Source organism: Robertmurraya phoenicis (genome assembly GCF_047302285.1).
GTDB lineage: Bacteria > Bacillota > Bacilli > Bacillales > Cytobacillaceae > Robertmurraya.
The window spans coordinates 2350357-2374715 of sequence record NZ_CP154845.1 but is presented as its reverse complement, the minus strand read 5'-3'; the positions used below and the strand labels follow the sequence as shown (position 1 = coordinate 2374715).

The window sequence follows — 24359 nt, the reverse complement described above, 5'->3', positions numbered from 1 at the left end:
TTCAGTCCATTTTTTATCCTTCATTACATATCATGATGTTGATTGTTTTTTTGACGAGTGTGGTTGCGATTCTTTACTTTTTTAGAACCACTCAATGGCTCCGGTTGCCCTGAATTTTGTCCCTTTGGAGAATTTCTTCTCATATCTTTTCCATCATTTTTATTCATACATTTAATCCCTCCTAGTCATAGAATGCAGTCTTTCCGGCTCATTTATTCCGAATATTTTCCGATTAGAATGCACATTTTAACGAAAGAAACACATATTTCTTTTAAAAACTATTGTAGAAGAGCGAATAGATGAAAGGAGTTTACAACATTGCCATATCATAAGAACAAACAGCAAGCGTTTCAAGCAGCTCAACAAGGAGTTAATGAAGCTCAAGAACTATATCATGAAATCGTAAGAGACAGCGCAAATTACGGACATCAACTCAAGCATTTACAGCAAGAGGTGAATGAAGCACTCCAACAAATTGAGAATGCATTAGAGGTTGCATCAGAACATCAAAAATCACAATTAGAGCAATTTCGACAAGATGTAAGTGCAATAGCAAGTGAGGTGAATCAAACAGAATTTTAAAAGAAAAAAGTGAATTCTAAAAGGACTTCGAGTTCTGAAGTCCTTTTATTTAACAATTGATTATTGGTTCTTTTTACGTTTCTTATTATTTTGTTTCTGAGCTGCTGTTAATGGTTCATTGGCTAACTCTTCATTGTAGCCAGCACCTTTTCCTTGGTTGTTCGCGGCATTCATTCCCTCGATGATATGATTTGCTTTTCTCTTCGCCATATTACTCACCTCCATTTTTACTTTCTCCTTCTGTCACAAAGTCATGCAATTATCTTTCAATCAGCCAATACCCTCATGAAACTATTCATTATTTTATAATAATAAAGAATGTACTATCTATTTGAAAAATGGCGAATAAAAGATGCATTATAACGCTATTTACGGTGAAAAGCTGAATTAAAATAAGAAAATCTTATCAAAAACGATAACTTTCTTGTTATTTACTTATGTAGAAGACTGTATTAATATAGGATTGTAGAAAAGTTCGGATGGTAGTAAATATTCAAACTTTTCAAGCGGTATATGATGAAGAGGGGGAATTCATATGTCAAAAAACGACGTTTATAGCGCTCGCAAAGCATTTGAGCTTAATGGAAAGCGTTATAATTACTACAATTTAGGCGCACTTGAAGAAGCTGGTATTGGTAACGTTACGAAACTACCATATTCGATTAAAGTTTTACTAGAATCAGTACTTCGTCAATATGATGGCCGCGTTATAACAAAAGAGCATGTTGAAAATTTAGCAAAATGGGGCACAGATGAAGTAAAAGAGGTCGACGTACCATTCAAGCCATCTCGTGTCATTCTTCAAGACTTTACTGGAGTTCCTGCAGTCGTTGACCTTGCATCACTCCGTAAAGCTATGGCTGACCTTGGTGGAGATCCGGATAAAATTAATCCTGAAAAACCTGTTGATTTAGTCATTGACCACTCCGTACAGGTTGATAAGTATGGAACAACTAATGCCCTACAAGCAAATATGGATTTAGAATTTGAACGCAATGCTGAGCGTTATCAATTTTTAAGTTGGGCACAGAAAGCGTTTGATAACTACCGTGCAGTACCACCTGCAACAGGTATTGTTCACCAAGTTAACTTAGAATTTTTAGCAAATGTAGTTCATGCAGTCGAAGGTGAAAATGGCGAATTCGAAACATTCCCAGATTCATTAGTAGGTACTGACTCACATACTACGATGATCAACGGAATTGGTGTTCTTGGATGGGGCGTAGGTGGTATCGAAGCTGAAGCTGGAATGCTCGGACAACCTTCATACTTCCCAGTTCCTGAAGTAGTCGGAGTTAAGTTAACAGGTGATCTTCCAAACGGTGCAACAGCAACAGACTTAGCATTAAAAGTAACTCAAGTACTACGTCAACATGGTGTTGTAGGAAAGTTTGTAGAATTCTTCGGTCCTGGCGTTGTATCACTGCCTTTAGCTGACCGTGCAACAATCGCCAATATGGCTCCAGAATATGGTGCAACATGTGGTTTCTTCCCAGTTGATGCAGAGTCCCTTGACTATATGCGCTTAACTGGACGTTCTGAAGAGCAAATTCAAATTGTTGAAGCATACTGCAAAGCAACCGGATTATTCTTTGATCCAAGCTTAGAGCCTGTATATACTGATGTAATTGAAATTAACCTAGCTGATATTGAAGCGAATCTTTCTGGTCCTAAGCGTCCACAAGATTTAATACCACTTTCACAAATGAAAGTAGAATTTAATAAAGCTTTAACGGCCCCTCAAGGGAACCAAGGTTTTGGTTTAGAAGCATCTGAGCTAGAAAAAGAAGTACCAGTCGAATTGGATAATGGTGAAAAGGTAACAATGAAAACAGGTGCCATTGCCATTGCTGCGATTACAAGCTGTACAAATACATCTAACCCTTACGTTCTCGTTGCGGCCGGTTTAGTAGCGAAAAAAGCAGCAGAATTAGGCTTAGAAGTACCTAAATATGTAAAAACTTCCTTAGCACCAGGTTCAAAGGTTGTTACAGGATACCTACGTGATTCTGGATTACTTCCTTACTTAGAAGAGCTTGGATATAATCTAGTTGGATATGGATGCACAACATGTATCGGTAACTCAGGTCCGTTAAAGCCTGAACTTGAAAAGGCCATAGCTGATAATGATTTATTAGTCACATCCGTTCTTTCAGGTAACCGTAACTTTGAAGGACGTATCCACCCACTTGTAAAAGGGAACTATTTAGCATCTCCACCATTAGTTGTAGCATATTCTTTAGCTGGAACCGTGGACATTGACCTTCAAAATGAATCACTTGGAAAAGATAAAGATGGAAATGATGTCTTCTTTAAAGATATTTGGCCATCAACTGCTGAAGTCAATGAAGTTGTACAGCGTACAGTTACTCCTGAGCTCTTTAAAGCAGAGTACGAAAACGTATTTAGTGATAATGAACGTTGGAACGAAATTAAAACAAGCAATGAACCATTATATTCATTTGATGACAGTTCAACTTATATTCAAAACCCACCATTCTTTGAAGGCTTAAAGCCTAATCCAGACGAAGTGAAGCCATTATCAGCATTACGCGTCGTTGGTAAGTTTGGTGATTCTGTTACAACTGACCATATTTCACCTGCTGGTGCTATCGGTAAGGATACTCCTGCTGGTAAATACCTACGTGAAAATGGTGTTGAAATTCGCAACTTTAACTCTTACGGTTCTCGTCGTGGTAATCATGAGGTCATGATGCGTGGAACATTTGCCAACATCCGTATTCGTAACCAAATCGCACCAGGTACAGAGGGTGGCGTCACCACTTACTGGCCAACTGGTGAAGTAACGTCTATTTATGATGCTTGCATGAAGTACAAAGAAGAAGGCACAGGATTAGTTGTTCTTGCGGGTAAGGATTACGGAATGGGCTCTTCTCGTGACTGGGCTGCCAAGGGTACAAACCTACTTGGCATCAAGACCGTTATTGCGGAAAGCTTCGAGCGTATTCACCGTTCAAACCTTGCGCTTATGGGTGTTCTTCCACTTCAATTTAAAGAAGGGGAAAATGCTGAAGTACTTGGTTTGACAGGGAAAGAAGTCATTGATGTTGATATTGATGAAAATGTAAAACCTCGTCAGCTTGTTAAAGTAACAGCAACTGATGTAGATGGTACAAAGAAAGTATTTGAAGCAATCGTTCGCTTCGATTCTGAAATCGAAATCGACTACTACCGTCACGGTGGAATTTTACCACTCGTTCTTCGCGAAAAACTAGTAAATTAATATTCTCTTGAAGAAGGCACTAGTACTTTATGTACTGGTGTCTTTTTATGTTTTCACAATTCCCTTACATTATTCAGCTTTTTTTTCGCCTGAAAAAGGATATACTAACCATAGATTGGAATGAAAGGGGATTTTTTATGGTCAAGAGAGTTGCAGCAAGTCTCGTTTTTCTAATTTTGCTATCAGTTGGCATAAGCCATGCTATAAATGATGAAAAGATTCAAACCAATGGAAATGCTACCGCCATCCCAGTTGCCACTAATCAGGGACCTAAAATCGGTGCAACAGCGCCTGATTTTACATTATCCACTTTAGACGGTAAGGACATTCAGCTTTCCAATTTAAAAGGAAAAAAAATCATGCTGAATTTTTGGACGACATGGTGCCCACCATGTAAAGCTGAAATGCCTGACATGCAAAAATTTTTCACTGAAGCAGGTGATGAGATAGAAATCCTCGCTGTTAATATTGATACAAGCTATGATGTCGCTGGATTTGTAGAGGACTTCAACATTACTTTTCCTGTTCTTTTGGACAAGGATGGAAAAGTAATGAAGGAGTATCGAATTTTAACGATTCCCACAACCTATTTCATTGATAAAAATGGAGTCATCCAAAATAAAATTATCGGTGCAATGACGGTTGAAAAAATGAGAGAGCTAACAAATGATCTTTAACCTTCAATAACTATTAGCATATATTGGCAATGGAGTGATTCAATCAAATAAATTTTCAAAAAGTTGTAATAATTATAATATTTATTGGAGATAATGACTGTTACAATAGTGGTAAGGAGGGTGATTTAATATGAGAAAACCAAGAAAGCGCTCTTTTTCAGAACTAGTTTCAGAAAATAAACGTCAACTTTTACAAGATCAAGAAGCTATTGAAAAAATTGAGCAAAGATTAGAAAAGAAACGCTTAGGACAAGCGCGATAAAATTTATAGAACTTGCCAATTGTAATTTTCTCCTTAAAGCTGATAATAAGCTTAGGAGGGATTATGATGAGCAAACATAAAAGGCATAAAAGAGATCCAGAACCCTATGCACCCAATCATATCGGTACACAGTCAAGAGGATTTGGTGGAAACAAGGGAAAGCAGATGCAAGATACGTCAGGAAAGCATGCCCAAGTTATCCAAACAAAAGGTGAATAGGCTAAGATAAAACTCGCCACTTGGCGAGTTTTTTTGTTGGGAGTTATTTTACAAAATCTGGTGATATATTTTCAAAGGTTGGTTGCAAACTAAATCTGTACAACAACTATTCCTAGGAGGGTTTACAATGAATCAATATAAACCAAAGCCAGACGACCGTAGTGATAATGTAGAGAAACTACAAGAAATGGTTCATAACACGATTGAAAACATGGAAGAAGCAGAGGCAACGATGGAGTTATCCAATGAAAAGGATCGAGCTCAAATTGCTGAAAAAAATGAAAGAAGACGAGAAAGCCTCCATTCCATGCGTGAAGAAATAAAAGATGAATACCACGCACAGCATAATCAAGAATAGTTTTTTAAAACTACAGTGACCTGATCTCGGATCAGGTCTATTCTTTTTGTGAAAAAGTAAAAATTTGATAAGATAAAGGGTATATAGGTTAGAAAAGAAGTGATGTTAATGATGAATCAACAAGAAGAACAGCAAAAGCATTTTACAAAACTCCTTTCCCAATGGAAGCAAGAGATGCAGGTGAAAGGATTTATTGAAAATGAACATTTACTAATGGAACAAATAAGAATGTTGAATGAAGATAAGGATAAGGAGAATCTTTCTACCCTTTTATCTTTAGCCGCTACTTCAAGAATGAAAAAAATCGATACTCAAGATTCGGTTGTTCGGGCATGGATGGAAAAAGCACATAGCTTAAATCAAAAAAATGAAGAAGCGAAACAGTTTCTCGCTCAATTTCAATGGAAAGCAAAAAAGGATGTACTAACAAGTCTGCAATTTCCTATGATTCGAGAAACAGATAATCGCCAGCAAAAAAAGAAAACAGCTGAGCAAATTATCGATTTATGCCAACTCTTTTTACAAGAGAACGAAGAGCATCTTGAAGATTTAGAAGATACAGCTAAAAATGTAAAAGAGCTTGGCGATCAAGAATTAATACATAAATATGAATCATTGGTAGACCTCCTTGATAAAGCGATTGAAGCTGTTGTAGGTGTTAGAAAAGCAGCAGAAGAATTTGAACAAACCATTTCTGGTTCCTTTTACAATACGACTTATTTTTACGATATGAAGGCTCATCTTGAAAATATCGAAAGAATCAAGGACGAATGGAAAGAACAATTTCAGGAAAAGGAATCAACTGAGCTTCATAGCCCATTATCAGAATTGGATTCCATGATTGGTTTAGATTTAGTAAAAAAGCGGGTCAAATCGCTTTATCAATTTCTTAAATATCAAAAGACTCGAAAGGAAATGGGTTTTCAAACGAAGGATGAAATGAGTTTAAATATGATCGTAACCGGTAATCCTGGAACGGGAAAGACGACCTTAGTCCGCTTGCTAGCCAACATCTATCATGAATTAGGGGTTTTGCCACGAAAGGATGTCATTGAAGTTGATCGTTCCCAATTGGTTGGAGCCTATGTTGGCCAGACTGAAGAAAATGTTAGAGCGATTGTTGAAAAAGCATTAGGTGGCATTCTTTTTATAGACGAGGCCTATAGTTTAAAAAGAGATGGTCAAACAGGAAACGATTATGGACAAACCGCAATCGATACGCTCGTCTCATTAATGACTGGAAAAGAATTCGGTGGAAGATTTGCTGTTGTTTTAGCAGGTTACCCAGAGGAAATGAGACAATTTCTAGATGCTAATCCAGGACTTCGGAGCCGTTTTCCAAGATCAAACTTGATCCATTTAGAGGATTATAGTGAAGACGAATTGATCTTAATAGCCGATAAATTTGCGAAAGAAAATGACTATGTCCTCACTCATAATGCCAAATCCCAACTTAGAAAACGCCTTGAAAAAGAACGGGTTGATGATACATTTGGTAATGCCAGAACGGTTCGTAATCTAATACTCGATGCTATTTTTCAAAAAGGCGCAAAGACAAAAGGACAACAAACGATCCTTGATTACACCCTACTAGAAAAAGAGGATTTTGATAATGATGAAGAAGAAGATTCTATCCGCTCCAATATAGCCTTAGACGATTTAATTGGTCTTGATGAAGTAAAAGAAGAAGTAAAGAGATTGATTTCTTTTGTCAAAATTCAGCAAATCAGACGAGAAAACAATCTGCCCATCCTTCCATTACAACTTCATTCTGTCTTCATGGGCAATCCTGGAACGGGGAAAACAACAGTTGCGAAGATTTTTGCCCAGGCTTTGAAGGAATGTGGAATTTTAAAACGGGGACATTTACTTGTAACAAGTAGAGCTGATTTTGTCGCTGGGTATGTAGGGCAAACAGCGATCAAAACAAAGAAGAAAATTCGTGAAGCTCTTGGTGGGGTCCTTTTCATCGATGAGGCTTATTCATTGTTAAGTCAAACAACAGGAGATTTTGGAAAAGAGGTCATCGATACGATAGTAGACGAAATGACGAAACAGAATGAGAACCTCGTCATTATTCTCGCTGGTTACCCCCATGAGATGGAACAACTTTTAGAGAGTAACCCTGGATTACGCTCCCGCTTTAAGAAATTCTTCCACTTTCATGACTATACTGGTGCCGAGCTGATTGAAATTATGGAGCATTATGGAGCGAACTATCAATATGAGCTTTCGATCGATGCAAAAAGCTATTTAAAGGACGAGTTATCCAAAATACAAGTAAATGGAAATGGACGATTTGCCACGAATTTAATGGATGAAGCCATTCAAGCACAAGCACAAAGGTTGATTGAGTCAGGAGAAATGGCAGATGTCATGCACGAAGCTACAATGATTCAACAAATAGATGTAGACAGATCATTACATAAGTTGAGAAGAGGGGATTCCTAATGGAGGTTGCAACAAAAGAAATTGAGGTACGATATGCAGAAACGGATCAAATGGGTGTAGTCTATCACTCCAATTATCTCGTTTGGATGGAGGTCGGTCGTACCACTTTGATTAAACAATTAGGCTTTAATTATGCTGAATTGGAAAAGGACGGCATTATTTCGCCTGTTCTTGATATACAAGTCTCATACAAAAAGCCATTACGTTATGGGGAAACGGCAACGATCAATACTTGGATCGAGGAATACGATGGTTTAAAAGTAATCTATGGATATGAAATTTTTACCGAGGAGGGGGAAATAGCTGTCACTGGACAATCTACCCATGTTTGTGTAAAAAAAGAAAGTTTCAGACCGATTTCCATTAAAAGAAAATACCCTGATTGGCATAATGCTTATGAAAAGGCGAAAAAGAATGAATCATGATCAGTAAATTAAAATAAGGAGGGCACTATGGCTTTTGGAATTAAACGGAAAGATCTGCGTGCCTGGAAACGTTCTATTGATCAGGGGGAGATCGCGTTTCTTACTCACTATTGGGTAGATGAGCGATTTCCAGATTGTAAAACGGTGACAAAGGTAGGCTGTAATGATTTAAAGAAATTAGAAGAATGGGGGCAAACACACGGGCTCCGCAAAGAATGGATCCATATGCGTAAAGATGGCTATTCTCACTACGATTTGCTCGGGGAGCTAGAAAGAGAAATACTCCAAAAAGAAAATAAATGGACAAATCTTTTAAATAAGCAGCTATAAGAAAAAAGTGCGAATAACATTTCGCACTTTTACCCTTCTTCTTCCTCGAAAAAATCAATTAACTCATCGAAGTTATGGATCACTTTAATTGGGGAATCTTCACATTTTAAGTCATTACCATACTTATAAAGCTCAATTTCAAAGTCTGTTTTCTCTCTGGAGTCTGAAACCTCTGTCATATATATATAATCTTGGTTAAGTAAATCAGCCTTTTTCATGATTCATCACCGACCTTACTTTTCTTTTATTGTAAAAGATTTCTGGCTCTGTGGAGAATCATTTCTATGACAGTTTATTGAATTATGCATGCATCTGATATTTTGCTTGCAGGGGCAACTGTATACGAAAAGTAGTTCCTTCGTTTAATCGACTAGAAATTTCAATATTTCCTCCACTTTCATGAATTATTTGCTTGCAAATTGATAACCCCAGCCCTGTTCCTGACATTTTTGTTGAATAATAAGGGGTAAAGAGCTTGTCAATCGATTCCTGACTTAGTCCACAACCGTTATCTTTGATGCTTAGAACAATCGAATGCTTTATTCTCTCACTCGTTAATAATAATTTTCCTTCCCCTCGACGACTAGCCTGAATGGCCTCCATAGCATTTTTAATCATGTTCACCAATACTTGCTTCAATTGATTTTCTTCCATTAACACTGAAGGGATATTGGGTTGTAAGCTTGTTTCTATCTTAATATTTCTTAAATTTGCTTCCCCTTCATAAAGAATAGCAATATCTTTTAGTAATTCATTTACATTAATCTTCTTTTGTTCATTCATTTTTGGTTTTGCTGCATTCAAAAATTGATAAAGGATCTGATTGGCTCGTTCAATTTCATTCAATGCAATGTCCGCATACTGTTCTTTTTCTATTTCTATTAAATAGGGTTTTATTAATTGAATAAAACCTTTTATCGTTGTTAGTGGGTTACGAATTTCATGTGCAATCCCTGCAGCAAGCTGGCCAACATTTGAGAGATAACTAGAATGAAGCTCTAATTCATCATACTTATTTTTTATTTTCTCGAGATCTTGAAGTTGAAGCTTTGCCATTCGTAAATTTTTTCTCATCAATTTCATTTGTTTGAAGTTTTCTTTAGCAGTAGATTCTAGTGGATGGCAAAATAAGTGAATCTTATTCGTTTCATTTTGTTTATAAATTCGGTAGGGGTACGTAGAATCTTGCTGAAAGGTTAATAGAAACACTTCTGATTGATTATCTGATCGCTCATAGATAAACTGCCGGAACGTCTCTAAATAATCAGAGTCTAAAATATCGCTCATATTCAAAGGAGGGTGCTGTATGTTCTTTGCTGTCGCCATGACATTCAATTTTTCATCGATACAGAAATAGGGAAAAGGTAAGTTTACATATTGATTACATTCCATTTTTCATCCATCCTTCATCAATTTAACTCTCTTTTCATTTCATTCATATTTATTGTTACAAAGCGACAATAAGGAACGAAAGAAAGTTTGTTTTTATATGTCTATGGCGAAAAACATCAAGATATGTATGTATTTGCATAAAAAGTGAAAATTGAAGCTAAAATTGAAGCTTTTTGCCTATTGTTAAGACTTTCTTACCATCAGTATACAAAATTTGTTGAAAATTATCAATAAAGAACGATAAATTCTTTTGTAAGAACATAGAGTATCTTAACTCAGAAATGACAGCATAGAAAAAAGACCAGTAAAACTGGTCCTTCTTTATAGCCATTTAACCTTCGGCTCTGTTTTATTTTTAATACGTGAAATGTTTGCCCGGTGTCGATAGATGACAAAGAAGGCAAGAAGGGCAACTACAATGATTAGTGCACGATCACCGTCGATAAAGGCATATATTAAGGCAGCCACAGCGGCAACGATCGATGATAACGAAACATATTTCGTTATGTATAAACAAAGGATAAACACGATTACAATAACGACAAACATGAGAGGTGCATAAGCTAAAAGCACACCACCAGAAGTTGCTACTGCTTTTCCCCCTTTAAACCCTGCAAAGATTGGGAATATATGCCCGATAACCGCTGCAACACCTGCAATTAATGGGTGTAGATCAGATTGAAATAGTTCGGGAAGGGCTGTCGCAAGCGTTCCCTTTAATATATCTGCAACAGTTACAATGATTCCTGCTTTAACCCCAAGTACACGAAAGGTATTGGTCGCTCCTAAGTTTCCGCTGCCATGTTTCCTTATATCAATCCCTTTCGTTTTTCCGGCAATCAGTCCAGAAGGGATAGAACCGAGTAGATAAGATAAAATGATAATTGCAATAATGACCATATAATGTTCTCCTTCATAAAAAGCTAAATTGTTTAGTATTCTTTAAGACCTACTACTAATGTTTAATAATTGTACCACGTGTGGAAGCCATTTCACAATGCTTGAAAAAATAGTTTGGATAGACAAAAGTTTGCAAGAATTCGTACATTTTCATTTTTAAACGACAGAATTCGTCATGGAATTTGAAATTTTCTCCTTATATGAGGTTTTCCTTTTCAAGAGAGATTGAATTCGTTACGATGGACTTAAGGGGAGGAATATCATTCATGGTACGTGTTGAATATCATCAAAAGAAAATGATCTCAAAAGGGTGGATCATTGGAGGACTATTGATCGCAGTATGTATGATCATCTCTAGTATTCTATTACTTTTATACCCTTTTGCCTCAAAAGAAAAAATCGATTATTTCAGCGGGGAAAATCCCATTATTTTTGAAGGGTCTCAAAAAGGGAATGCGATAGTAGACGGAGAGAGCGTCTACGTGCCTTTATCATTTATTCAAGAGAACGTCGATGACAGTGTTAGCTATGACGAAAAATCTGATTCTATTATCATAACAACGACAGATAAGGTTATCCAAATGCCTTCAGAGTCATTGACCTATTATGTAAATGAAGAACCTGTAGAGCTCCACTTTTCAGCGCTCAAAGATGAAGCAGGTGAACTTTATCTCGCATTAGAACCAGTTGTCAGTTTTTTCCCAATGGAGTATTCTATTTTACCAAACTCATATGGGGTCTTAATCCAACAGAACGGTGAAGAAATTACTAATGCCACGATTACTGAAAAAGAAGTTCATGAGGAAAAACTTCGATTAAGAACAGAACCATCTCTTCAATCTTCTTATACTTCTGAAACAACTTTGGAAGAAGAAGTATTCATCGAAGAGGAGAAAGATGATTTTTATTATGTGCGTAAAAAAGACGGAGTTGCAGGTTATATCGAAAAGAAGCTTGTTACACCTGGAGAAAAGGAGATTATTACCATTATAAGAGAGCAAAAAGAAGCCTCGTTACCGAAAATGGACGGTCCGATTCAACTAACTTGGGAAGCTGTTTATACAAAAACACCGCATCCAAGCAGTCTTCCACAAATGCCTGGTGTTAACGTTGTATCTCCTACATGGTTTGAATTAGAAAATGGTGAGGGCGAAATTACAAATCTCGGATCATTGCCTTATGTTACTTGGGCGAAGGACAAAGGATACCAAGTTTGGGGACTCTTTTCCAATGCCTTTGATCCTGAATTAACATACCAAGCTTTCAAAGACTTTGACACACGTCAAAAAATGATTCGAACGTTGCTCCATTATAGTCAAATCTATCAGTTAGATGGCATTAATTTAGATATTGAAAATGTGAAACCAGAACATGGTCCACTTGTAACTCAATTTGTTCGAGAAGCAACTCCTTATTTCCATGAAGCTGGACTCATTGTATCGATGGACATTACTTTTATTGCAGGTGGAAATTGGTCGGCCTTTTATGAGCGGGAAAAGCTTGCAAATATCGTCGATTATTTAGCCGTCATGGCCTATGATGAACATTGGGGTTCGTCACCAATTGCCGGAAGCGTCGCAAGCCTTCCTTGGGTCGAGGAGAATCTACAAAAGCTCCTTGAGTTGATCCCAAATGAAAAGCTAATCCTTGGTGTACCACTTTATGCACGCTTGTGGCAAGTCCAAGACTCAGGAGAGGTTTCTTCTTCGGCGTTATCTATGGATAAAGTGCAGGAATGGTTGGATCAACATCAATTAACACCAACCTATGATGAAGCAAGCGGACAAAACTATGCAGAAGTTTATGTTGCCGAGGAGAAAAGCACATATAAAATTTGGCTTGAAGATGATCTCTCACTAAGAAAGCGAGTAAATTTGGCATCTAAATATGAACTTGCTGGAATTGCTAGCTGGTCTAGATCGTTTGCCAATGAAACTGCATGGCTAGCTTTAGATATGAAAAATGAACAAGTAACCCAAAAATAAAATCGCTCTCCCGAGATGATGTACATGATTTTTTTACATTGAAAGCGTACAATGAAGGAAATACTACCTTTTACATGTAAATTTGATCACTTTTATTGGAGGAGATACAAAATGACGATTGAAAATCCGAGTCGTGAGGAAATTGGAAAAATCTTAAAAAGAGTAAAGCGAATTGCCGTAGTTGGTCTAAGTGGCAACCCTGAAAGAACATCCTACATGGTTTCCAAAGCGATGCAAGATGCAGGATATGAGATCATTCCGGTTAATCCAACAGTAGACGAAGTTTTTGGAGTTAAGGCGGTAAAGTCATTAAAAGAAATAGAGGGCCATGTTGATGTTGTAAATGTCTTTCGACGCTCTGAACATTTACTGGATGTAGCCAAAGAATTTGCTGAAATTGATGCTGAAATTTTTTGGGCACAGCTTGGAGTGGTCAACGAAGAAGCTTATCAATTTTTAAAGGAAAAAGGCTATACAGTGATCATGGATCGCTGCATAAAAGTGGAGCATGCGTTAACAAAATAATGATTCTTAATAAAACTGTCGAGTATTTCTTGACAGTTTTTTCTATCGATTCTAAAATGATTCTTTATTCCTATTTATCGTTGCGAACTTCTTTTCCAAGAACTCCTCTAAACAGATAGATAATAAAATATCTCTTAACTAAACTGAAGCAAATTAACGATGACCTATTTGCTAAATCGTTATATTTATATACAATAGTGCATAGACGTTTCTTTTTGAGTAAGGATCATAATTGTGTTCAAAAGCAAGATAACCCTTCACGATTCTTAAACTTTTGTTCAATTTCTCCATAAATTTCTACAAAACTTTAAGAAAAAACTCAATTGATATGATAAGATTAACTTCAGGAACACTCGTTCTAAGAGTGAAAAAGCCTAATTTCGCGAATAGAAACCTATCCGTTATTAATGCATGATGTAGTTGATTTTCGCTTATGAAACGTTCATTTATAAATAATATTATTTGATAGCAGCAATTGAAAGGGGTATGTAAGTGGCAAGAAATCAGCAAAGCTTCGAATATAATGATGATGCCATTCAAGTATTAGAAGGTCTCGAAGCGGTTCGTAAACGCCCCGGTATGTACATTGGTAGTACTGATTCGAGAGGTCTTCATCATTTAGTATATGAAATTGTCGATAACTCGGTAGATGAGGCACTTGCAGGTTATGGTGACCATATCATCGTAAAGATACATAAAGACAATTCGATTAGTGTTCAAGATAAAGGTCGGGGAATGCCAACAGGAATGCATAAAATGGGAAAACCTACACCAGAAGTCATCTTAACCGTTCTTCATGCAGGAGGTAAATTCGGACAAGGTGGATATAAAACTAGTGGTGGACTGCATGGTGTCGGAGCATCCGTTGTTAACGCGCTTTCAGAATGGCTTGTTGTCAAGATTAAGAGAGATGGCTTTGTTTATGAACAGCGTTTCGAAAATGGTGGTGTCCCTGTTACAACACTTGAAAAAATTGGGAAAACGAACCAATCAGGAACAACCATTCATTTCAAACCAGATAGAACGATCTTCTCCACAACAACTTATAATTATGAGACTTTATGCGAACGTCTCCGTGAATCTGCCTTTCTATTAAAAGGAATGAAGATTGAAATCATAGATGAGCGCAACGATGCGAAAGAAGAATTCCATTATGAAAATGGAATCGAAGCATTTGTGCAATATTTAAATGAGGAAAAGGATGTTCTCCACCCAGTGGTGAGCTTTGAAGGAGTAAACTCTGCGATTGAAGTCGATTTTGCTTTTCAATTTAATGATGGATACTCTGAAAACGTTCTATCGTTTGTAAACAATGTACGGACAAAGGACGGCGGTACTCATGAGGCTGGAGCGAAAACAGCTTTAACACGTGCATTTAATGAGTATGCCAGAAAAGTAAGCTTACTTAAGGATAAGGATAAAAACCTTGAAGGCTCTGATATTCGTGAAGGTTTCGCTGCGATCATTTCTGTTCGTGTACCTGAAGAGTTATTGCAGTTTGAAGGGCAAACGAAAGGGAAACTGGGCACAAGTGAGGCAAGATCTGCTGTCGACGCAGTCGTCTCAGAGCATTTATCTTACTTTTTTGAGGAAAATCCTGATATTAGCTCCCTTTTAATAAAAAAGGCAATCAAAGCTTATCAAGCACGTGAAGCAGCACGTAAAGCAAGAGAGGAAGCTCGTAGTGGGAAGAAGCGAAAAAAAGGCGAAGCTGTTCTTTCAGGTAAATTAACTCCCGCTCAATCACGGAATCCACAACGTAACGAACTCTATTTAGTAGAGGGTGACTCTGCAGGTGGTAGCGCAAAGCAAGGGCGTGATCGGAAATTCCAAGCCGTACTTCCTTTACGTGGTAAGGTGATTAATACAGAGAAAGCAAAGCTTGCTGATATTTTCAAGAATGAAGAAATCAACACGATCATCCACGCAATCGGTGCTGGCGTTGGTGCTGACTTTAATGTTGAAGATTGTAACTATGACAAAGTCGTCATTATGACCGATGCAGATACAGATGGAGCCCATATCCAAGTCCTTCTCCTTACTTTCTTTTACCGATACATGAAGCCACTTCTAGAAGCTGGAAAAGTCTTTATAGCACTTCCACCTTTATATAAAGTGAGTAAGGGTACTGGTAAGAAAGAAGTGATCGAATATGCTTGGAGCGATGATGAGCTTGATGGGGCAATCAAAAAAATTGGTAAAGGCTATATGATCCAACGTTATAAAGGACTTGGTGAAATGAATGCCGACCAACTTTGGGAAACGACAATGAATCCAGAAACACGAACATTGATTCGCGTACGAATTGATGATGCAGCTAGAGCGGAAAGACGTGTGACCACATTGATGGGAGATAAGGTTGAACCTCGTCGCAAATGGATTGAATCGAATGTTGCATTTGGTCTTGAAGAAGACAGTAGCATTCTTGAAAATGAAAATATATTAGTGGAAGAGGAGGTTACTGAATCATGAGTAGCGCAGAGAAATTTCGTGACCTCCCGTTAGAAGATGTGCTTGGAGACCGTTTTGGTCGTTACAGTAAATACATTATTCAAGATCGCGCATTACCAGATGCAAGAGATGGCTTAAAACCCGTTCAGCGCAGAATTCTATATGCGATGCATGTAGAAGGCAATACGAGTGAGAAAGGCTTTCGTAAATCAGCAAAAACGGTCGGAAACGTTATTGGTAACTACCATCCCCATGGAGATAGTTCAGTTTATGAAGCGATGGTAAGGATGAGCCAAGATTGGAAGGTTCGCAATCTTCTAGTTGAGATGCACGGAAATAACGGAAGTATTGATGGAGATCCACCTGCTGCGATGCGTTATACAGAAGCAAGACTATCCGCAATCGCTGCTGAGCTTCTAAGAGACATTGAAAAAAATACCGTTGATCTCGTTCCAAACTTTGATGATACAGCAAGTGAACCAACCGTTTTACCCGCGATGTATCCAAACCTACTGGTTAATGGATCAACAGGAATTTCCGCTGGTTATGCGACTGATATTCCTCCCCATCATTTAGGAGAAATTATTGATGGCGTCATTATGCGTATGGACAATCCACAAACAACGGTCGATGATTTAATGACCGTTATTAAAGGTCCTGATTTCCCAACTGGGGGCATCATTCAAGGGGTAGAAGGAATTAAGAAAGCGTACGAAACTGGAAAAGGTAAGTTTATTGTACGAGGTAAGACAGAGATTGAAACAACTCGTGGCGGCAAACAACAAATCGTTGTGACAGAAATTCCTTATGAAATTAACAAAGCCAACCTCGTTAAGAAAATCGATGAATTTCGCTTAGATCGCAAAGTCGAAGGCATTTCTGAAGTGCGTGATGAAACCGATCGTACCGGTCTCCGTGTAGTGATCGAATTAAAAAAGGATGCAGATGCGAACGGCGTTCTAAATTATTTATATAAAAATAGCGACCTCCAAATTACGTATAGCTTTAATATGGTCGCTATTCATAATAGAAGACCGAAATTGATGGGTTTACTAAACCTCCTTGATGCCTATATCGAGCATCAAAAGGAAGTCGTTACACGCAGAACACAATATGATTTGCAAAAAGCGAAGGATCGTCAGCATATTGTTGAAGGCTTAATGAAGGCTCTCTCTATCCTTGACGAAGTCATTGCCACGATTCGTGCATCTAAGGATAAACGAAATGCGAAAGATAATTTAATTGCAAAGTTTCAATTCTCTGAAGCTCAAGCAGAAGCGATTGTTTCCTTACAACTTTACCGTTTAACGAATACAGATATTACAGCCTTACAAGCTGAAGCGGAGGAACTAGCAAAGAAAGTGGAAGAATTATCATCCATCCTAGCAAGTGAACGAAAGCTTTTATCTGTTATCAAAAAAGAGCTTAAAGATGTGAAGAAACGATTCGCAGATGAAAGACGTACGAAAATTGAAGCCGAAATTGAGGAAATTAAAATCAATCTTGAAGTCCTCATTGCTAGTGAAGATGTGATCGTCACTGTCACAAAAGAAGGATATGTAAAACGGACAAGTCCACGTTCCTTTGCCGCTTCCAACGGGCAGGATTTTGGCATGAAGGACTCGGATCGCCTTCTTGCTCAATTGGAAATGAATACGACAGATGTACTTCTTCTCTTCACGAATAAAGGCAATTACTTATATTGTCCAGTACATGAGCTACCAGATATTCGTTGGAAGGATCTTGGGCAACATGTGGCCAATATCGTCCCAATAGATCGTGATGAATCGATTATTAAAGTGATACCTGTAACGGATTTTGAAAAAGAATCTAATCTCTTATTCTTCACGAAAAATGGAATGATTAAGAAAACAGAGTTGAAGCAATATAAAGCACAACGGTACTCGAAACCACTTGTCGCCATTAATGTAAAAAATGGGGATGAACTCATTGATGTACATGAAACAGACGGAAAAGCGGAACTCTTCTTAACCACTTATTTAGGATACGGACTGAGATTTTCCGAAGAAGAAGTTCCATTGGTCGGTGCTCGCGCAGCTGGCGTTAAAGGGATGAACCTGAAGGATGGAGATGTCGTCACAAGTGGAAATATTATTTCTAATTTAAATGAAGAGAGCATTGTCATTGTGACACAGCGTGGCTCTATCAAAAAAATGAAGCTAACCGAATTTGATTTAACTTCAAGGGCAAAGCGTGGCGTCGTCATGATTAGAGAACTTAAATCAAATCCACATCGTGTCATTGGTGCTGTCCTTGTCCGAGAAGACGATGAAATTACCGTTCAATCCGAAAAAGGGCAACTCGAAAGCACGAAAGCATCCGAACTGCGTTACAATGATCGATATACCAATGGTTCATTCATCATTGATGAAACCGAGAGTGGTAAAGTACAAAGCATTTGGAAAACGACTACCGAATAAACAAATAATGAAAATTGATTTATTCCCCTTGCTAATGATTAGCAAGGGGTTATTTTTTGTCTAATTTTCCATTTCATTCTAAATAATTATTGCATTCTAAAAAATTAGAACATATAATATAATCAAATTAACAATTAGAATGGATGATGGGAAAATGGAAATTACGTTAGAACAACAAAAATTAATATCTAGTCCACTGAGAGCAAAGATTATCTATTTATTAAACGAGAATGCAATGACAGCCAAGCAAGTAGCGGATGAACTTGGAAAATCAAATGGAAGTATTCATTATCATATCCAACAGCTATATAACGGAGGAATTCTGGAGTTAGCTGATACGAAGAACAATAAGGGAATTATCGAAAAGTATTATCGTTCAAAAGCGATTGAATTTAAACTAAAAGATGAATTTACTCCTGAAAAAACGAACTATTTTATGAAAAGAGGAACATCACTATCTTTATCTGACAGTGAGTTAGAAGAATTTACGAAGGATTTTGATCTATTGTTAAAAAAATACGTAGAAATATCCATTAAAGGGCCACAAGAGCGTAAACCTTATGAGATCAATTGTGAATTTATTAAGCTACCAGAAGAAGAGGAGGAGAGTTGACGTGCCAAATTTGGTCAAAAGAAATATTATCCTATTTTTAACTGGAAAGCTTACGGCCGTACTTGGTTCATCCATTTATGGGTTCGCTATAGGTCTCTATATTTTAGCAGAGACAGGATCCAGTCTGAATTTTTCCATTACACTACTTGTAAGTATATTACCTAGAATCTTACTTGCTCCGATCGCCGGAACATTAAGTGATCGCTTAGATAGAAAGAAGATCATTATTATTTCAGATTTTGCCTGTGCGGTTTGGCTTCTTTTCATCTTTATTATTTTCACTTCTTTTACACAACAAATCTGGCTCTTATTTTTAGCAACCTTCATCTTAAGTTCCCTCAACACGTTCTATTCGACTGCAGTGACATCAGCGATTCATAATATGGTTGGCCCCGAATATATTCAAAAAGCGATGTCTTTAAACCAAGTAGCTGTATCTATTTCAACGATATTAGGGCCTGTGCTTGGAGGTATACTATTTGGTTTCATGTCGATATCAACCTTCATGATCATCAATATTATCGCTTTTACATTTTCAGGAATGGCTAGTATTTTCATAAACTACCGCTTATTTGCAGAAAAGAATGTGGAAGCAAAAGTAGATACATTCTTTTCTGAATTAAAAATAGGATTTACTTATGTCAAGCAACAATCTTTTATTAAAAACCTACTTTTTATTGCCGTATTTCTTAACTTTTGGTTTGCGGTATTCCCAGTTGCCCTGCCATATTTAGTGTTAACAGTAAGAGGAATGGAATCCTATCAATTAGGGATTATAGAAGGTGCTTTTTCCATCGGGATGCTCATCATATCTATTGCTCTAGCACAAATGAAAGAAATCAGAAATAAAAAACGAAGTATCTTCGGGGGTCTAGTAGGGTTGTCTTGTATGTTAATTCTTCTAGGTGTTCCAAGTGTACCAGGGCTAAGCGAACTTTCTAATATGTTCTTTTTTCCTTTCCTGATCATACTTGTCTTGTTTCTTGCATCGTTTATTATGCTCATTAATATGCCCGTCATGGTTCTTTTACAAAAAAGTACTCCCGATCACTACCGCGGCCGTGTAATGTCGTTAGTTGAAACGGGAGCAAGTTGTATGGCACCGTTAGGATATATTGTTTTTGGATATCTACTAGAATTCGTACCAGTATGGCTCTTAGTTCTAATTTGTGGTGCTAGTATATTCGTAATAGTGTTGTACTCATTAAGAAATAAACTGTTTACTCAACAATTAAACAGTCCGATAAATGACAAGATTGTTGCTGCAGAAGGATAAAAATTTGTATGATAGAAATTTTTTTAGGATAACTTAAAAATATACTTTGATAATTATGCAGATATATGATTTGATATGATTATGTACTTTTTACAACTAGGGGGAACATATGGTAATCGTAAATTTTTTAAATGATTTAATGTGGAGTTATATTTTAATTGTCGTATTGATAGGAGCAGGACTATTTTTTAGTATAAAAACAGGTTTTGTTCAATTATCCTTTTTTAAAGAAATGTTTAGAATACTTGGAGACAAGGCGACAGTATCTACGAATGGAAAAAGAGGATTATCTTCTTTCCAAGCTTTCTGTATCAGTGCCGCTTCTAGGGTAGGAACAGGAAACATTGCAGGGGTTGCCACTGCAATTGCAACAGGTGGTCCTGGTGCCGTATTTTGGATGTGGCTCATTGCCTTTTTAGGAGCCGGTTCCAGTTTTGTCGAAAGCACATTAGCACAAATCTATAAAGTAAAAGACAGAGACGGATACCGTGGTGGACCAGCCTACTACATGGAAAAAGGTCTAAATAATCGCTTTATGGGGATTATTTTTGCGATTATTATCACCTTCTGCTTTGGACTTATCTTTAATTCTGTGCAATCGAACACGATTTCTCTTGCTTTTACGGAAGCATTTGGCGTTAGTCGTACGGTTATGGGAATTATATTAGCCATCTTAACAGCTATTGTCATCTTTGGTGGTGTTAAAAGAATTGCTCGCTTTTCACAAATCGTTGTTCCTATCATGGCTCTAATTTACCTGGTAATCGCTCTATTTGTTGTTATTACGAATATAACAGAGGTACCGACAGTATTTAGTTTAATTATCAAGAACGCATTTGGAATTGAAGAGATGGTTGGCGGTGGAATAGGAGCTGCGATCATGATGGGAATTAAACGTGGCTTATTTTCAAACGAAGCAGGAATGGGTAGCGCACCGAATGCAGCTGCAACCGCAAGTGTTTCCCATCCTGTCAAGCAAGGGTTAATCCAAACCCTCGGCGTATTTGTTGATACAATCCTAATTTGTTCTGCTACTGCGTTCATGATACTTTTATCTGATAATTTCATGTCAGGCCAAACGGGTATTCAATTGACACAAACGGCACTAAGTGAGCATTTAGGAGCCTGGGCAACGATTTTCGTTGCCATTGCGATTTTCCTTTTTGCTTTCAGTTCTGTTATTGGAAATTATTATTATGGAGAAACGAATATTGAGTTTATTAAAGAGAATAAATCTGCGGTATTTATTTATCGTTTAGCAGTTATTGCGATGGTATTTTACGGTTCGATCGTTGATCTCGATGTTGTATGGAGTCTGGCAGACTTATTTATGGGTGTCATGGCTCTCATCAATATCCTTGCCATTGTGCTTCTTGGTCATATCGCTTTTAAAGCGCTCAAAGACTATAGAGGTCAACGGAGTCAGGGGAAAGACCCTGTCTTCTATAAAGATTCAATTCCTGATATAACAGGGATTGAGTCTTGGGAAGAAAGAAAAAAATTAAAAGAATAACATTTTGTGTGGTCCCTATCTAATGATAGGGATTTTTTTTAGGATTTTTTGCATCTTTTTTCCAAAAATGGACATTCTATTCATGAATTCATTAGAGGAGTGACTTTAGATGAAAAAAGAGATTCTAGTTGTAATTTTCGCGTTATTTTTCATGTCTATTACAGCCATAACAGGTGCTTATGCCATAGATGAGAGTGAAAAGATGAAGGTTATAGTAGAAGAGCATGAAGATTTAACTGGAGACGGTAAAGAAGAAAATATTATTGTTAAAGGTGAACCAATGGATGATCAAAATTCTCTCTTTAAAAAAATGACCATTGAGGTAGTCGACAATCAAGGCGGAAAACACCAAATTGAATTAGAAGAAGGGGTTAGCCCGCATCTCACATTTCAAGATCTCAATCAAGATGGGGTAAAGGATATGCTTGTTTCTGTGAGCAATAGCGGAAGTGGAGAGGTAACCAATCATTATCTATACGCTTTAAAGGACGATACAGTTACTGATTTAACCGTGCCTGATCCACTGGTTATTCAAAGTCAATTCTTGGATGGGTACAAAGCAAAAATTAACATTGATAATAATCATAAATCCCATAAATTTAATCTAAAAAACCGCGCTGAAGATTATGAAAATTCAGGGCTGTATTATAATGGTATTTTAAATGAACCAATGGAATTAATGGTTCATTCGTATGATAAATTAGAGCCAGTTAAGCTTAAAGGTAGCAAATTAGGATTAAAAGGGAGGCAGACGATAAGCGGTGTTCATCAAGGAGATGTAATTGGAAATGTAGAGTCAACTTGGGAATATAAAAATGGGGGGTGGGCACTCGTTTCCACGAAAGTGATTGAAGCTCCATATGAAAAAAGCAAGCAATAATTAATAATAAGGATAATTTAGACATTCATAGTAGGCACATGTCACCCTTGCTAATTTTTAACATATATTAAAGTAAACAATACTTCAACATTTGGGGGACACCTTCCATGAGTAAGTTTAATCCTTCTAAATTAAAAGTAACATTTTTACCGCCTGCTACTCCTTTTAAGCCTGTAGATGAAAGAAAATATACAATGACTCATTCGGAAGAAACAGGAGAAACATTTTTAACAGTTGGATATTGTTATGATGAAAGCTGTATCAATCCAAATATACATGATGAAGTGGTTGCAGAATGGGTACCACGAATGGGACAATACGTATTAAACGGTAAAGTACATGTAAGTAACGGAGAATATGATGAGCAAAATTCAAAAATTCGATTCATGATCTTCCAGCAAGAGATCGCGTTTGCGTTAACATCCATCGTATATGGTGACAGGGCCTTATATCAGTATTATCCTTGGCTCTTAGATTCGCCCATTTATATACAATTTGAATGTGTCTATCCACTTTATCATCAACTTCTATACTTCGGAACACCACGACAATATCTAACTGTAGCATTACAAGAATCTGTCTCTTAACACAGGATAAATGACCTGTGTTTTTTGTTTTGCTCATGGTAATTCGAGGGGAGAGGCGAAGAGAAAATGCCTTGAACGCTAACTTAATTCATTTTTTAGATGGAGGAGGCTGTATATATATCCGTTCACCAGTTAATATGAAATAAAATACTCTTTTATTTACTATAACAACATTATGTAAACTTGTATGCTTAGTAAAGCAGCCGGAGAGAGCTGCCACTAATCATATCAAAAGCTTATAAAATTCTTTACCGCGTACGCAAAGCCATTTTCATCGTTCGTCTTTGTAATTATGTCCGCATGTTGTCTAATTTCAGCAGGAGCATTCTCCATTGCAACAGAAGTGGTGGCTACTTTAAATTGTTCAACATCATTTCCGCCATCACCAAAAGCAAAAATTTCTTCAAAATGGACATTTACTAATTTTTGATATCGCATCAAAGCAGCACCTTTATTGGCTTCCAAGGAAGTAAGCTCTACATTATTCGGATGAGAAGAAGCGATCGTTAATGGTAATTTGCCTTGTAGTGCTTCTTTAACAGCAGCAATTTTCTCCAATTGATCCTGACGAGACACAGCCATAACTTTATAAATGACAAGGTTTTCTCTAGTGAGCATTTGCTCATAATCATAATCAGCAAAAATAGGTTCAATTTCTTTATCGCTTTTGCCTTGGAGGAACGGGTTTCTACAAGGAAATCCACCTTGATTTGTATAAACCATTATCCACAAACCAAATTTCTTTAATACTGCAAATAACTCTTTATATAAAGATAGAGGAATAGAAGCTTCAAATAAGACATCTTTATTTTCTGAATAAATAACGGTGCCATTAATCGTAAAAATGGGTATTTGCAAAGAGTTTAATTCGTCAAATTGAATAACATCATCATAGGCACGACCTGTATTAATGATGACAGAATGACCTTGAGCCTTTAATTCCTTTAAAACATGTAGATTTTCAGTAGAGATTTCGCGTTTAGAATTCAATAAGGTTCCATCTAAATCAATCGAGAAGCATTTCATCTTGTAATTCCTTTCTATATAACATATTAAATACTATAACAGAAAAAGAATCGTTAAAAAACTGATTAGAATAACTGAATTTTAATTTCGTCTCACTATTTTAAGTATACTTTGGAAATGAGACGTAGATAGTCCCTTTGTATTCAGCTTCCGATAATAAATATTATGTTAACTAAAAAATAAAACTATCAAGGAAACTATATTAAATGCTCCCCTGAATGA

At 37.0% G+C, this 24359-nt stretch carries 24 protein-coding genes; 18 read left to right on the top strand and 6 right to left on the bottom strand.

Annotation, left to right across the window (positions count from 1 at the left end; translation table 11 throughout):
• Positions 1 to 23: 23 nt before the first annotated feature.
• Positions 24 to 167, bottom strand: coding sequence for a small acid-soluble spore protein P (locus tag AA0X71_RS11720; protein ID WP_413362324.1), 144 nt, complete (start codon positions 165 to 167; stop codon positions 24 to 26).
• A gap of 151 nt (positions 168 to 318) precedes the next feature.
• On the opposite strand from AA0X71_RS11720, the gene AA0X71_RS11715 reads away from it, so the two are divergent.
• Entirely contained in the window at positions 319 to 582 is a 264-nt protein-coding gene (locus AA0X71_RS11715; protein ID WP_413362322.1) for a hypothetical protein, read from the top strand.
• A 60-nt stretch (positions 583 to 642) separates the two neighbouring features.
• On the opposite strand, the gene sspO is transcribed toward AA0X71_RS11715, so the two are convergent.
• Positions 643 to 792, bottom strand: coding sequence for a small acid-soluble spore protein O (sspO, locus tag AA0X71_RS11710; protein WP_413362320.1), 150 nt, complete (start codon positions 790 to 792; stop codon positions 643 to 645).
• Between the two features lie 325 nt (positions 793 to 1117).
• Between sspO and acnA the strand changes: the two genes are divergently transcribed.
• The 8 genes from acnA to AA0X71_RS11670 all read left to right on the top strand — a co-directional run bounded on the left by acnA (position 1118) and on the right by AA0X71_RS11670 (position 8548).
• Entirely contained in the window at positions 1118 to 3826 is a 2709-nt protein-coding gene (gene acnA / locus AA0X71_RS11705; RefSeq protein ID WP_413362318.1) for an aconitate hydratase AcnA, read from the top strand.
• Positions 3827 to 3963: 137 nt separating this feature from the next.
• Positions 3964 to 4503 (top strand): redoxin domain-containing protein, encoded by a 540-nt coding sequence (locus AA0X71_RS11700; protein WP_413362316.1) that lies wholly within the window; start codon positions 3964 to 3966, stop codon positions 4501 to 4503.
• A 130-nt stretch (positions 4504 to 4633) separates the two neighbouring features.
• The gene (locus tag AA0X71_RS11695; RefSeq protein ID WP_413362314.1) at positions 4634 to 4765 is read left to right on the top strand and encodes an FbpB family small basic protein; all 132 of its coding nucleotides are present in this window, start codon (positions 4634 to 4636) and stop codon (positions 4763 to 4765) included.
• A 66-nt stretch (positions 4766 to 4831) separates the two neighbouring features.
• Positions 4832 to 4984: an acid-soluble spore protein N gene (locus AA0X71_RS11690; protein ID WP_413362312.1), complete on the top strand. Its 153-nt coding sequence runs from the start codon at positions 4832 to 4834 to the stop codon at positions 4982 to 4984.
• A gap of 127 nt (positions 4985 to 5111) precedes the next feature.
• Positions 5112 to 5342: a small acid-soluble spore protein Tlp gene (gene tlp, locus AA0X71_RS11685; RefSeq protein ID WP_413362310.1), complete on the top strand. Its 231-nt coding sequence runs from the start codon at positions 5112 to 5114 to the stop codon at positions 5340 to 5342.
• Positions 5343 to 5450: 108 nt separating this feature from the next.
• A complete protein-coding gene (locus tag AA0X71_RS11680; protein WP_413362308.1) occupies positions 5451 to 7793 on the top strand; it encodes an AAA family ATPase in 2343 nt (780 codons plus the stop codon).
• A complete protein-coding gene (locus tag AA0X71_RS11675; protein ID WP_413362306.1) occupies positions 7793 to 8218 on the top strand; it encodes an acyl-CoA thioesterase in 426 nt (141 codons plus the stop codon). The genes AA0X71_RS11680 and AA0X71_RS11675 overlap by 1 nt, the downstream gene beginning before the upstream one ends.
• 27 nt (positions 8219 to 8245) lie before the next feature.
• Complete coding sequence (locus tag AA0X71_RS11670; RefSeq protein ID WP_413362304.1) at positions 8246 to 8548, top strand: hypothetical protein; 303 nt, start codon at positions 8246 to 8248, stop codon at positions 8546 to 8548.
• A 29-nt stretch (positions 8549 to 8577) separates the two neighbouring features.
• On the opposite strand, the gene AA0X71_RS11665 is transcribed toward AA0X71_RS11670, so the two are convergent.
• From AA0X71_RS11665 to plsY, 3 genes are all read right to left on the bottom strand, one after another.
• On the bottom strand, positions 8578 to 8766 hold the full coding sequence (locus tag AA0X71_RS11665) for a hypothetical protein (protein WP_413362302.1): 189 nt from the start codon (positions 8764 to 8766) through the stop codon (positions 8578 to 8580).
• A gap of 82 nt (positions 8767 to 8848) precedes the next feature.
• Positions 8849 to 9940 (bottom strand): ATP-binding protein, encoded by a 1092-nt coding sequence (locus tag AA0X71_RS11660; protein WP_413362300.1) that lies wholly within the window; start codon positions 9938 to 9940, stop codon positions 8849 to 8851.
• A gap of 321 nt (positions 9941 to 10261) precedes the next feature.
• Positions 10262 to 10840, bottom strand: a complete 579-nt coding sequence (plsY, locus tag AA0X71_RS11655) for a glycerol-3-phosphate 1-O-acyltransferase PlsY (protein WP_413362298.1) — start codon at positions 10838 to 10840, stop codon at positions 10262 to 10264.
• A 266-nt stretch (positions 10841 to 11106) separates the two neighbouring features.
• Between plsY and AA0X71_RS11650 the strand changes: the two genes are divergently transcribed.
• The 9 genes from AA0X71_RS11650 to AA0X71_RS11610 all read left to right on the top strand — a co-directional run bounded on the left by AA0X71_RS11650 (position 11107) and on the right by AA0X71_RS11610 (position 23111).
• Entirely contained in the window at positions 11107 to 12825 is a 1719-nt protein-coding gene (locus AA0X71_RS11650; RefSeq protein WP_413362296.1) for a glycosyl hydrolase family 18 protein, read from the top strand.
• 111 nt (positions 12826 to 12936) lie between these two features.
• Positions 12937 to 13350, top strand: a complete 414-nt coding sequence (locus AA0X71_RS11645) for a CoA-binding protein (protein ID WP_413362294.1) — start codon at positions 12937 to 12939, stop codon at positions 13348 to 13350.
• A 492-nt stretch (positions 13351 to 13842) separates the two neighbouring features.
• Positions 13843 to 15822 carry a DNA topoisomerase IV subunit B gene (parE, locus tag AA0X71_RS11640; RefSeq protein WP_413362292.1) on the top strand — a complete coding sequence of 660 codons (1980 nt, stop codon included), beginning with the start codon at positions 13843 to 13845 and terminating at the stop codon, positions 15820 to 15822.
• Positions 15819 to 18242 carry a DNA topoisomerase IV subunit A gene (parC, locus tag AA0X71_RS11635; RefSeq protein ID WP_413362290.1) on the top strand — a complete coding sequence of 808 codons (2424 nt, stop codon included), beginning with the start codon at positions 15819 to 15821 and terminating at the stop codon, positions 18240 to 18242. Before parE ends, parC begins: the two co-directional genes overlap by 4 nt.
• 154 nt (positions 18243 to 18396) lie before the next feature.
• Positions 18397 to 18855: an ArsR/SmtB family transcription factor gene (locus AA0X71_RS11630; RefSeq protein ID WP_413362288.1), complete on the top strand. Its 459-nt coding sequence runs from the start codon at positions 18397 to 18399 to the stop codon at positions 18853 to 18855.
• A 1-nt stretch (position 18856) separates the two neighbouring features.
• Positions 18857 to 20131, top strand: coding sequence for an MFS transporter (locus AA0X71_RS11625; protein WP_413362286.1), 1275 nt, complete (start codon positions 18857 to 18859; stop codon positions 20129 to 20131).
• Between the two features lie 109 nt (positions 20132 to 20240).
• Positions 20241 to 21644, top strand: coding sequence for an alanine/glycine:cation symporter family protein (locus AA0X71_RS11620; protein WP_413362284.1), 1404 nt, complete (start codon positions 20241 to 20243; stop codon positions 21642 to 21644).
• 109 nt (positions 21645 to 21753) lie between these two features.
• Positions 21754 to 22524 (top strand): hypothetical protein, encoded by a 771-nt coding sequence (locus AA0X71_RS11615; protein WP_413362282.1) that lies wholly within the window; start codon positions 21754 to 21756, stop codon positions 22522 to 22524.
• Positions 22525 to 22631: 107 nt separating this feature from the next.
• Positions 22632 to 23111, top strand: coding sequence for a staygreen family protein (locus tag AA0X71_RS11610; RefSeq protein WP_413362280.1), 480 nt, complete (start codon positions 22632 to 22634; stop codon positions 23109 to 23111).
• 228 nt (positions 23112 to 23339) lie between these two features.
• On the opposite strand, the gene AA0X71_RS11605 is transcribed toward AA0X71_RS11610, so the two are convergent.
• Complete coding sequence (locus AA0X71_RS11605) at positions 23340 to 24137, bottom strand: Cof-type HAD-IIB family hydrolase (RefSeq protein WP_413362278.1); 798 nt, start codon at positions 24135 to 24137, stop codon at positions 23340 to 23342.
• Positions 24138 to 24359 lie beyond the last annotated feature (222 nt).

Excerpts from the sequence above, each read along its gene's own strand:
- AA0X71_RS11700 (WP_413362316.1), top strand. The coding sequence starts at position 3,964 with ATGGTCAAGAGAGTTGCAGCAAGTCTCGTTTTTCTAATTTTGCTATCA.
- AA0X71_RS11690 (WP_413362312.1), top strand. The coding sequence starts at position 4,832 with ATGAGCAAACATAAAAGGCATAAAAGAGATCCAGAACCCTATGCACCC.
- AA0X71_RS11695 (WP_413362314.1), top strand. The coding sequence starts at position 4,634 with ATGAGAAAACCAAGAAAGCGCTCTTTTTCAGAACTAGTTTCAGAAAAT.
- AA0X71_RS11620 (WP_413362284.1), top strand. The coding sequence starts at position 20,241 with ATGGTAATCGTAAATTTTTTAAATGATTTAATGTGGAGTTATATTTTA.
- tlp (WP_413362310.1), top strand. The coding sequence starts at position 5,112 with ATGAATCAATATAAACCAAAGCCAGACGACCGTAGTGATAATGTAGAG.
- AA0X71_RS11615 (WP_413362282.1), top strand. The coding sequence starts at position 21,754 with ATGAAAAAAGAGATTCTAGTTGTAATTTTCGCGTTATTTTTCATGTCT.
- AA0X71_RS11720 (WP_413362324.1), bottom strand. The coding sequence starts at position 167 with ATGAATAAAAATGATGGAAAAGATATGAGAAGAAATTCTCCAAAGGGA.
- AA0X71_RS11645 (WP_413362294.1), top strand. The coding sequence starts at position 12,937 with ATGACGATTGAAAATCCGAGTCGTGAGGAAATTGGAAAAATCTTAAAA.
- AA0X71_RS11610 (WP_413362280.1), top strand. The coding sequence starts at position 22,632 with ATGAGTAAGTTTAATCCTTCTAAATTAAAAGTAACATTTTTACCGCCT.
- AA0X71_RS11630 (WP_413362288.1), top strand. The coding sequence starts at position 18,397 with ATGGAAATTACGTTAGAACAACAAAAATTAATATCTAGTCCACTGAGA.
- parC (WP_413362290.1), top strand. The coding sequence starts at position 15,819 with ATGAGTAGCGCAGAGAAATTTCGTGACCTCCCGTTAGAAGATGTGCTT.
- AA0X71_RS11650 (WP_413362296.1), top strand. The coding sequence starts at position 11,107 with ATGGTACGTGTTGAATATCATCAAAAGAAAATGATCTCAAAAGGGTGG.
- AA0X71_RS11680 (WP_413362308.1), top strand. The coding sequence starts at position 5,451 with ATGATGAATCAACAAGAAGAACAGCAAAAGCATTTTACAAAACTCCTT.
- AA0X71_RS11670 (WP_413362304.1), top strand. The coding sequence starts at position 8,246 with ATGGCTTTTGGAATTAAACGGAAAGATCTGCGTGCCTGGAAACGTTCT.
- plsY (WP_413362298.1), bottom strand. The coding sequence starts at position 10,840 with ATGGTCATTATTGCAATTATCATTTTATCTTATCTACTCGGTTCTATC.
- AA0X71_RS11605 (WP_413362278.1), bottom strand. The coding sequence starts at position 24,137 with ATGAAATGCTTCTCGATTGATTTAGATGGAACCTTATTGAATTCTAAA.
- acnA (WP_413362318.1), top strand. The coding sequence starts at position 1,118 with ATGTCAAAAAACGACGTTTATAGCGCTCGCAAAGCATTTGAGCTTAAT.
- AA0X71_RS11660 (WP_413362300.1), bottom strand. The coding sequence starts at position 9,940 with ATGGAATGTAATCAATATGTAAACTTACCTTTTCCCTATTTCTGTATC.
- sspO (WP_413362320.1), bottom strand. The coding sequence starts at position 792 with ATGGCGAAGAGAAAAGCAAATCATATCATCGAGGGAATGAATGCCGCG.
- AA0X71_RS11675 (WP_413362306.1), top strand. The coding sequence starts at position 7,793 with ATGGAGGTTGCAACAAAAGAAATTGAGGTACGATATGCAGAAACGGAT.
- AA0X71_RS11665 (WP_413362302.1), bottom strand. The coding sequence starts at position 8,766 with ATGAAAAAGGCTGATTTACTTAACCAAGATTATATATATATGACAGAG.